Origin of the sequence: Pseudarthrobacter sp. CC4, assembly GCF_048957775.1 — a bacterium.
Taxonomy (GTDB): domain Bacteria; phylum Actinomycetota; class Actinomycetes; order Actinomycetales; family Micrococcaceae; genus Arthrobacter.
Window position 1 is genome coordinate 1 of record NZ_JARCCZ010000053.1, and the last position, 8,341, is coordinate 8,341.

Here is an 8,341-nt window from a genome sequence, read left to right on the forward strand (position 1 = left end):
ACAGGAGTCTCGAACCTCGGCCAGCCCTGCCCCAAACACCACAAACTCCGCCACACCAGCGGCTGGAAACCCACCCCCGCCACCACAACCGCACCACCCGGCTGGACCTCACCCACCGGCCGCCACTACACAAGCGAACACCAGGACTGGGAACCACCCCACTGGCCCCACCAAGTAAGGTCCGTCTCAGGCGGGGCAGGGTCCGTGACCGGCAGGCCGCCGGACTTTGCCTACACCGGGCTCTCCCCGGGAGAAGAAGCCCTGGAACGGCTCCTGCACGCCCCGCCCGCCTGAAGGGATACGGGTGGTGGCTGAATCTTCAAAGCCGGACCAACCCGGGCCCACCCGTGCCCGGGTGTGGTGCGCTCATCTGCACCGCTGGTGACGCTGCAGCGCTCTCTGCCCTGCCCCTGAGCCCTCACCGTAACCTGCCTTCTTGCCACCTGCCCTCTTGCCCTGGCTTCATGCCAGTGTTTGGCTGTTGGGATGGCTGATGAGGAGGTTTCCAAGAACGTTCCTTCCGACGGGCACCTGCGGAAGGATGTCGCACCCGAGGCCGGGGGAGAACTCCAGGATGCAGCGCACCCGGAGAAAGCGGACAGCCGTTTCACGCCGGGGCAAACCAACGCCGGGCAGCAGATGCTTGGGCTGGCATCGGCCAGCGTCCACGGCAAGGACCTGGATGCCGAGGCAGAGACTGACGGCACCAACCCCGTGTAGGCGGCGGTCCAAGGGACAGAAAAGCGGCAGGAACAGAAAAGCGACGGCGACATCCGGCACGTGCCGAATATCGCCGTCATCGTCAATGCCTGTAAACGCAGGCGCGGAACTACACCGCTGCGGCAGGCTCCAGCTCCTCTGACGAAACCTGCCCGGCCTCTTCAGCCAGATGCGGGACGAAGCGGACGAACATGGCCTTGAACCCGGGGGTGTTGGAGACGCGGGCAACGTTTTCCTTGTGGACCAGTGCGTTGGCTTCGGGGAAGTACGCGGCGGCGCAGCCCTTGGCGGTGGGGTAGGCCACCAGGCGGAACTTGTCCGCCTTGCGGTCGTGGCCGCGGAAGGTGCTGACCACGTCCACCAGGTCCCGGTCCTTGAAGCCCAGTTCCACCAGGTCCTCGGGATGCACCAGGATGACGCGGCGGCCGCCCGAGATGCCGCGGTAGCGGTCGTCCAGGCCGTAGTAGGTGGTGTTGTACTGGTCGTGGCTGCGGATGGTCTGGAGCACAAGGTGCCCGTCCGGCGGGGTGAGGTATTCGAGCGGGCTGACGGTGAACCGGCCGCGGCCAATGTCGGTCTTGAAGGATCGGGTGTCGCGCGGCGGGTTGGGCAGCACGAACCCGTTCTTGGTCCGGATGCGGGTGTTGAAGTCCTCGAAGCCGGGCAGGACGCGGGCAATGTGGTCGCGGATCACGTCGTAGTCCTCGGCCATGGCCTTCCAGTCCACCGAATGGTCCGGGCCGAAGGTTGCTTCGGCCATGCGGGCCACGATGACCGGCTCGGAGAGCAGGTGCTCTGAGACAGGCTGGAGCCTGCCCTGGGTGGAGTGGACCACGGACATGGAGTCCTCCACGGACAGGAACTGGGCGCCGTTCGGGTGCTTGTCGTCCTTGTCCGTCCGGCCCAGCGTGGGCAGGATCAGCGAGGTGCGCCCGTGCACGATGTGGGAGCGGTTGGGCTTGGTGGAGATGTGCACGGTGAGGCCAATCCGCTGCATCCCGGCTTCCAGCGTGTCGGTGTCCGAGCAGGCCAGCGAAAAGTTGCCGCCCATGGACACAAACACGTCCACCTCGTCGCGTTCAAAGGCTTCCATGGCTTCGACGGCGTCGTAGCCATGGTGCCGCGGGGACGTGATCCCGAACTCGGTATCCAGCGCTTCCAGGAGCCATTCCTTGGGTTTCTCCCAGATGCCCATGGTCCTGTCGCCCTGGACGTTGGAGTGCCCGCGGACGGGACAGGCGCCGGCGCCGGGCTTGCCGAAGTTGCCCTGGAGGAGCAGGACGTTGACCATTTCCTTGATGGTGTCCACCGAGTGCGGCTGCTGCGTCACGCCCAGGGCCCAGCAAAAGATGGTGGCCTTGGACTTGATGAGCATCCCGGCCACGGTTTCGATCTGTTGGCGGGACAGGCCGGTGGCCTTCTCGGTCTCCGCCCAGTCCAGCTCCCGGCGGGCCTGGCGGTAGGCGTCGAACCCGTCCGTCTGCGCCTCCACAAAGGAATGGTCGACGACGGTCCCCGGGTTGCGTTCTTCCTCTGCCAGGAGGAGGTGGCCGAGGGCCTGGAACAGGGCGAGGTCGCCGCCCACCTTGATCTGCAGGTACTCATCGGCCAGGGGCGTGCCGCCGCCCACCACGCCGGAGACGGTCTGCGGATCCTTGAAGTTGAACAGGCCGGCCTCGGGCAGCGGATTGACAGCCACTACCTTGCCGCCCTTGTCCTTGCATTCCTTCAGCGCGGACAGCATGCGGGGATGGTTGGTTCCGGGATTCTGCCCAACGACGAAGATCAGCTCGGAATCGTGGATGTCGTCCAACGAAACGGTGCCCTTGCCGATCCCGATGGTCGGGTTCAGTGCGGACCCGGAGGACTCGTGGCACATGTTGGAGCAGTCCGGCAGGTTGTTCGTGCCGATGGCCCGGGCGTAGAGCTGGTACATGAACGCGGTCTCGTTCGCGGTGCGCCCGGAGGTGTAGAAGACGCAGCGGTCCGGAGTTGAAGCCCGGACGTGTTCTCCGATCAGCTCGAATGCCTCGGCCCAGGAGATCGGCGAGTAGTGGGTCTCGCCGGCGCGGATCACCATCGGCTCACTCAGCCGGCCCTGGTTGCCCAGCCAGTATTCGGTCTTGGTGGAGAGCTCGGCGATGGAGTGCTTTGCCCAGAACTCGGCACCAACGGTGCGGAGGGTGTTTTCCTCGGCCACGGCCTTGGCACCGTTCTCGCAGAACTCGGCCGCCTTGCGCTTCTTGTCCGATTCGGGCCACGCACAGCCGGGGCAGTCGAAACCGCCGCGCTGGTTCAGCCGCAGCAGGGAGTGTGCCGTACGCGCGACCCCGGCCTGGGCCACGGCGCGCTCCAGCGCCACCATCACGGCTTTGACTCCCGCCGCCTCAACCTTGGGTTTGCGGACCTCCAGGTCGTCCTCATTGATGTCCGCGACGGGGGCGGGCTGTTTCCCGAACTTCATTGTCCCAACTTCCTTGCCGGCATTCGTCCTGCTCTTGCTGCCGTGCTCGTGCTTGCTGACTGCAGGTGCTCGTGGCGCCATGAAGGCGCGCCAGGCTTTCCCGGCGCGCCTGTTGGCACCTTAGTTGATTTCGACGGCTACTGCGCGATCCCCGCCAGGGTTTCCTGCTCCGCCGCGATGGTGGTGTTGTCGCCGTGTCCGGTGCGGACCACCGTCTCCGGCGGGAGGGCGAGCAGCCGTTCGCGGATGGAGGCCAGGATGGTGGGGTAGTCGCTGTAGGACCGCCCGGTGGCGCCGGGGCCGCCGTTGAACAGCGTGTCGCCGGTGAAGACGGTCCCTTCGCTCTCCAGGTAGAAGCAGGTGGAGCCGGGGGAGTGCCCGGGGGTGTGGATCGCCCGGAGGGTTGCCCCGCCCACCTGGAAGAGGTCGCCGTCGTTCAGTTCCCGGTCCGGCTTCGTGTCCGGGTAGACCTGTTCCCAAAGGACCAGGTCCTCGGGGTTGAGGTAGATCGGGGCGTCGACGGCGTCGGCGACCTCGCGGGCGGCGCCGATGTGGTCGTTGTGGGCATGGGTCTGCAGGATGGCAAGGACCTTCCGGCCCCGGACCTGGTTGATGATCGCGGACGCGTCATGCGGGGAATCGATGATCACGCATTCTTCGTCGTTGCCCACGATCCAGACGTTGTTGTCGACGTCCCAGGTGCCGCCGTCGAGCGAAAACGTGCCCGAGGTGACCAGGTTCTCGATCCGGACGCCCATCAGGAACCCGCCACCGGCAGTTCGACGACGGAGCGGAGGACCTTGCCTTCGTGCATTTTCTCGAACGCTTCCTCCACCTGGTCGATGCTGATGCGCTCGGAAACGAAGGCGTCCAGGTCCAGGTTGCCCTGCTTGTAGTGGGAGACGAGCATCGGGAAGTCGCGGGAGGGAAGGCAGTCGCCGTACCAGGAGGACTTCAGCGATCCGCCCCGGCCAAAGACGTCCAGCAGCGGCAGTTCCAGCTTCATGTCCGGCGTCGGGACGCCCACCAGCACCACGCGGCCGGCGAGGTCGCGGGCGTAGAACGCCTGCTTGTAGGTTTCGGGACGGCCGACGGCGTCAATCACCACGTCGGCTCCGTTGCCTCCCGTGAGGGCGCGGATGGCCTCGATGGGGTCCTCCTTGCTGGAGTCGATGCCGTGCGTGGCGCCCAGCGACTTGGCCATGTCCACCTTGTTCGCGTCAATGTCCACGGCGATGATTGTGGTAGCGCCGGCCAGCTTGGCGCCGGCGATCGCGGCGATGCCCACGCCGCCGCAGCCGATCACCGCTACGGACTCGCCCCGCTTTACCTCGCCGGTGTTGATGGCGGCGCCGATGCCTGCCATCACTCCGCACCCCAGCAGCCCCACGGCGGCAGCATCAACCTCGGGGTCCACCTTGGTGCACTGTCCCGCGGCAACGAGGGTCTTCTCGGCGAAGGCGCCGATGCCCAGGGCAGGGGAGAGCTCGGTGCCGTCCTCGAGCGTCATTTTCTGGGTGGCGTTGGCGGTGTTGAAGCAGTACTGCGGCTGGCCCTTGGCACAGGCACGGCATTCGCCGCAAACGGCGCGCCAGTTCAGGATCACCCGGTCACCGGGGGCGATGGATGTGACACCGTCACCCACGGCGGACACAACACCCGTGGCTTCATGGCCCAGGAGGAAGGGGAAGTCATCGTTGATGGCGCCCTGCTTGTAATGCAGGTCCGTATGGCAGACGCCGCAGGTCAGGATGTCAACGAGCGCCTCACCCGGTCCCGGATCCGGAACCAGGATGGTCTCCACTGACACCGGAGCGTTCTTTTCCTTGGCAATGACGGCCTTGACTTTGTGAACCATGTTTCCTGTGTTCCTTTCGTTGGCCGGACGAAAGTTCCCGGCCCGACTATCAATTCTAGGAGCTGCGGCACCTCCGGACGGCTACCCAAAGGGGTGGGCGGGAGCCCCCAAAGGGGTGGTTGGCGCCGCTCGATCCTCCCGGCATCTCCCGAATCAATTGCGTATTACACAACGCGATGCGTATAGCGCTTACACGAAATATGTCAGTCGCCTTGTGGGGTGTCAACAGCACGGCTTGGCTGCCACGCGCCGCGCGCTTCACGCCAGCATAGGCAAGCACGTACCCTTCACTGCAACCTTATTGCATGTGCAGCAACGTGCTCCTGGAAGTCAGCCTCAAGACCCGGGCCTTAGCAGCCTTCCGTACCAACCGAGGTTGCAAAGAAATTGCCCTTTCCAAAAACCATTGACTGTGGCCGCCGTCACGCCTATTCTGGTGCAACAGCGTTGCGCTGAATGCAACCACAAACACTTTGGTGGATACATGAGTAACGAAACTTCTTCCCCCGCCCGTGAGCGGGAAGCTGGCCCGGAGTCGAATGGAACCCCGTCCAGCAACTCCACGCCTGCTGACAATGCCGTCAGCAAGGAAACGCGCCGCCGCGTCATTGCGGCCAGCTTCATCGGCAACTTCGTCGAATGGTTCGACTACGCGGTCTACGGCTACCTGGCCGTCACTATCGCATCGGTCTTCTTCCCGGAATCCGACCCGCAGACCGGGCTCCTGCTGACCTTCGCCCTGTTTGCCATTTCATTCCTGGTGCGGCCGCTCGGCGGCTTCGTCTGGGGCCACATTGGCGACAAGGTTGGCCGGCGGACAGCCCTCTCGCTGTCGATCCTGATAATGTCCGGAGCAACTTTCTGCATCGCGCTGATTCCCGGATACGGCACGATCGGAATCTGGGCTCCCATCCTGCTCCTGGTCATCAGGGTGATCCAGGGCTTCTCTGCCTCGGGCGAGTACGCGGGAGCATCGGCGTTCCTGGTGGAGTACGCCCCCGCCAACAAGCGGGGCCTGTATGCCGCGGTTGTTCCCGCCAGCACCGCAGCCGGCCTCCTGCTCGGTTCACTGATCGCCGGGCTGCTGACCACGCTGCTCGCTGCCGACGCGATGCAGAGCTGGGGCTGGCGGCTGCCGTTCCTCCTGGCCGCCCCGATGGGCCTGATCGGCCGGTACATCCGGACAAAGCTCGAAGACACCCCGGTGTTCCGCGATCTGGAGGCCCAGGACCACGCTGCCAAGGCGCCCGTCTCCAGCCTCTTCCGCAACCACTGGCGGCAACTGCTCCAGGCCGTCGGGGCCGTCCTGCTCAACGCCGTCGGCTTCTACGTGATCCTCAGCTACATGCCCACCTACCTGTCCTCGGAACTGGGCCTGGGCGAGACCGAATCATTCCTTGCCACGACCATCGCGCTGGTCACCTACATCGGCTTCATCTTCCTCACCGGCATGCTCTCGGACCGGTACGGGCGCAAGAAGGTACTGATCACCGCATCAGTCGCCTTCATCGTCCTGACAGTTCCTGCGTTCGCACTGCTCGGGACCGGCAACTTCCTGGTGATCGTCCTGGTCCAGATCCTGCTGGGCGCCATGCTCACCCTCAACGACGGCACGCTCCCCAGCTTCCTGGCTGAAATGTTCCCCACCCGGGTCCGCTACAGCGGCTTTGCCGTCAGCTTCAATCTCTCCAACGCCCTCTTCGGCGGCACCGCCCCGTTCATGGCGACGCTCCTCATCGCCGCAACCGCAAACGACCTGGCGCCGGCCTGGTACCTCGTCGCTGCCGCCGTCGTTTCGCTCATCGCCGTGGCACTCTCCAGGGAAACCTGCAAAGAGCCGCTGCGGCACGAATAACTTCCGTCCCTACCGAACCACCTGCACATCGAAAATGAACCAGAGAAAGGCATCGCCACGATGACCATCACCACCGAGAACGCCACCACCGTCGCCGAACTCGAGCGCACCAAGATCCTCAAGAACGGCGAGAAGGTCAGCCTCACGTTCTCCGACGCCGAGTTCGAACGCCGGCTCGCGGGCCTCCGGCGGATCATGGCAGAGAAGGAACTGGACGCCGTCGTCCTCACCAGCTACCACTCCATCAAGTACTACTCGGACTTCCTGTTCACCACCTTCGGCCGTTCCTACGGCATGGTGGTCACCAAGGATGACACCGTCACCGTTACCGCCAATATCGACGCCGGCATGCCTTGGCGCCGCAGCTACGGCGACAACATCGTCTACACGGACTGGCGCCGGGACAACTACATCTTCGCCATCCAGGAAGTCCTGCGGACCCGCGGCATCAACCCCCGCCGCCTCGGCGTCGAGGATGACTCGCTCCCGCTGGACAACCGGAACAAGATCCAGGCAGCCTTCCCGTCCGCAACCCTGGTGGACGTGGCCCAGGCCGCCATGCGCCAGCGCATGATCAAGTCCGCCGAGGAAATCGAAGTCATCAAGCACGGTGCCCGGATCGGCGACCTGGGCGGCGAAGCCATCCGCAACGCCATCACCGCCGGGATCACCGAGTACGAGGTCGCGCTGATCGGTACGGAGGCCATGGTCCACGAGATCGCCCGGACCTTCCCCGACTCGGAAATCCGTGATACCTGGGTCTGGTTCCAGTCCGGCATCAACACCGACGGCGCCCACAACTGGGCCACCACCCGCAAGATCCAGGAACACGACATCCTGTCCCTGAACTGCTTCCCCATGACCTCCGGCTACTACACCGCCCTGGAGCGCACCCTGTTCTACGGCGAGCCGGACGCCCGGTCCCTGGAGCTGTGGAACATCAACGTGGAAGTCCACAAGCGAGGCCTCGAACTGATCAAGCCCGGCGCGGTCTGCAAGGACATCGCAGCGGAACTCAATGAGATCTACGTCGGGTATGGACTCCTGGCCAACCGCACCTTCGGCTACGGACACTCCTTCGGCGTCCTCAGCCACTACTACGGCCGGGAAGCCGGGCTGGAGCTCCGCGAGGATATCGACACCGTCCTGGAGCCGGGCATGGTGGTCTCCATGGAGCCGATGGTCACCGTCCTTGACGGCCAGCCGGGCGCCGGCGGCTACCGCGAGCACGACATCCTGGTGGTGGGCGAGGACGGCGCGGAGAACATCACCAAGTTCCCGTTCGGCCCCGAGTACAACATCATCGGCGCCTAGCCTTCCAGGAACGAAACCCGGAAGCGGGGGGGGCCCCCCGGCGGGCCGGGGGGGGGGGCGGGGGGGGGGGGGTGGGGGGGGGCGGGGTGGGGGGGGGGGGGCGGGGCCGGGCGGGGGGGGGGGGGGGGGG

Annotated in this window: 6 protein-coding genes and 1 pseudogene; 4 read left to right on the top strand and 3 right to left on the bottom strand. The window is 65.3% G+C overall.

Annotated features, from left to right (window positions below; genetic code table 11):
- Both PV768_RS21540 and PV768_RS21545 read left to right on the top strand, forming a co-directional pair.
- Nucleotides 1-294, top strand: a pseudogene (locus tag PV768_RS21540) (endonuclease); the annotation flags it as partial.
- 192 nt (nucleotides 295-486) lie between these two features.
- Nucleotides 487-720, top strand: a complete 234-nt coding sequence (locus tag PV768_RS21545) for a hypothetical protein (protein ID WP_421094171.1) — start codon at nucleotides 487-489, stop codon at nucleotides 718-720.
- Between the two features lie 109 nt (nucleotides 721-829).
- Here PV768_RS21545 and PV768_RS21550 read toward each other — a convergent pair whose 3' ends face one another.
- From PV768_RS21550 to PV768_RS21560, 3 genes are all read right to left on the bottom strand, one after another.
- Entirely contained in the window at nucleotides 830-3,184 is a 2,355-nt protein-coding gene (locus tag PV768_RS21550; RefSeq protein ID WP_421094172.1) for an FdhF/YdeP family oxidoreductase, read from the bottom strand.
- A gap of 137 nt (nucleotides 3,185-3,321) precedes the next feature.
- Nucleotides 3,322-3,942, bottom strand: a complete 621-nt coding sequence (locus PV768_RS21555) for an MBL fold metallo-hydrolase (RefSeq protein ID WP_421094173.1) — start codon at nucleotides 3,940-3,942, stop codon at nucleotides 3,322-3,324.
- Nucleotides 3,942-5,042: an S-(hydroxymethyl)mycothiol dehydrogenase gene (locus PV768_RS21560; RefSeq protein ID WP_157239844.1), complete on the bottom strand. Its 1,101-nt coding sequence runs from the start codon at nucleotides 5,040-5,042 to the stop codon at nucleotides 3,942-3,944. Before PV768_RS21560 ends, PV768_RS21555 begins: the two co-directional genes overlap by 1 nt.
- A 484-nt stretch (nucleotides 5,043-5,526) precedes the next feature.
- Here PV768_RS21560 and PV768_RS21565 point away from each other — a divergent pair, with 484 nt between their 5' ends.
- The gene (locus PV768_RS21565) at nucleotides 5,527-6,897 is read left to right on the top strand and encodes an MFS transporter (RefSeq protein WP_323057804.1); all 1,371 of its coding nucleotides are present in this window, start codon (nucleotides 5,527-5,529) and stop codon (nucleotides 6,895-6,897) included.
- 60 nt (nucleotides 6,898-6,957) lie between these two features.
- Nucleotides 6,958-8,211 carry an aminopeptidase P family protein gene (locus tag PV768_RS21570; protein WP_421094174.1) on the top strand — a complete coding sequence of 418 codons (1,254 nt, stop codon included), beginning with the start codon at nucleotides 6,958-6,960 and terminating at the stop codon, nucleotides 8,209-8,211.
- The last annotated feature ends 130 nt before the right edge of the window (nucleotides 8,212-8,341 follow it).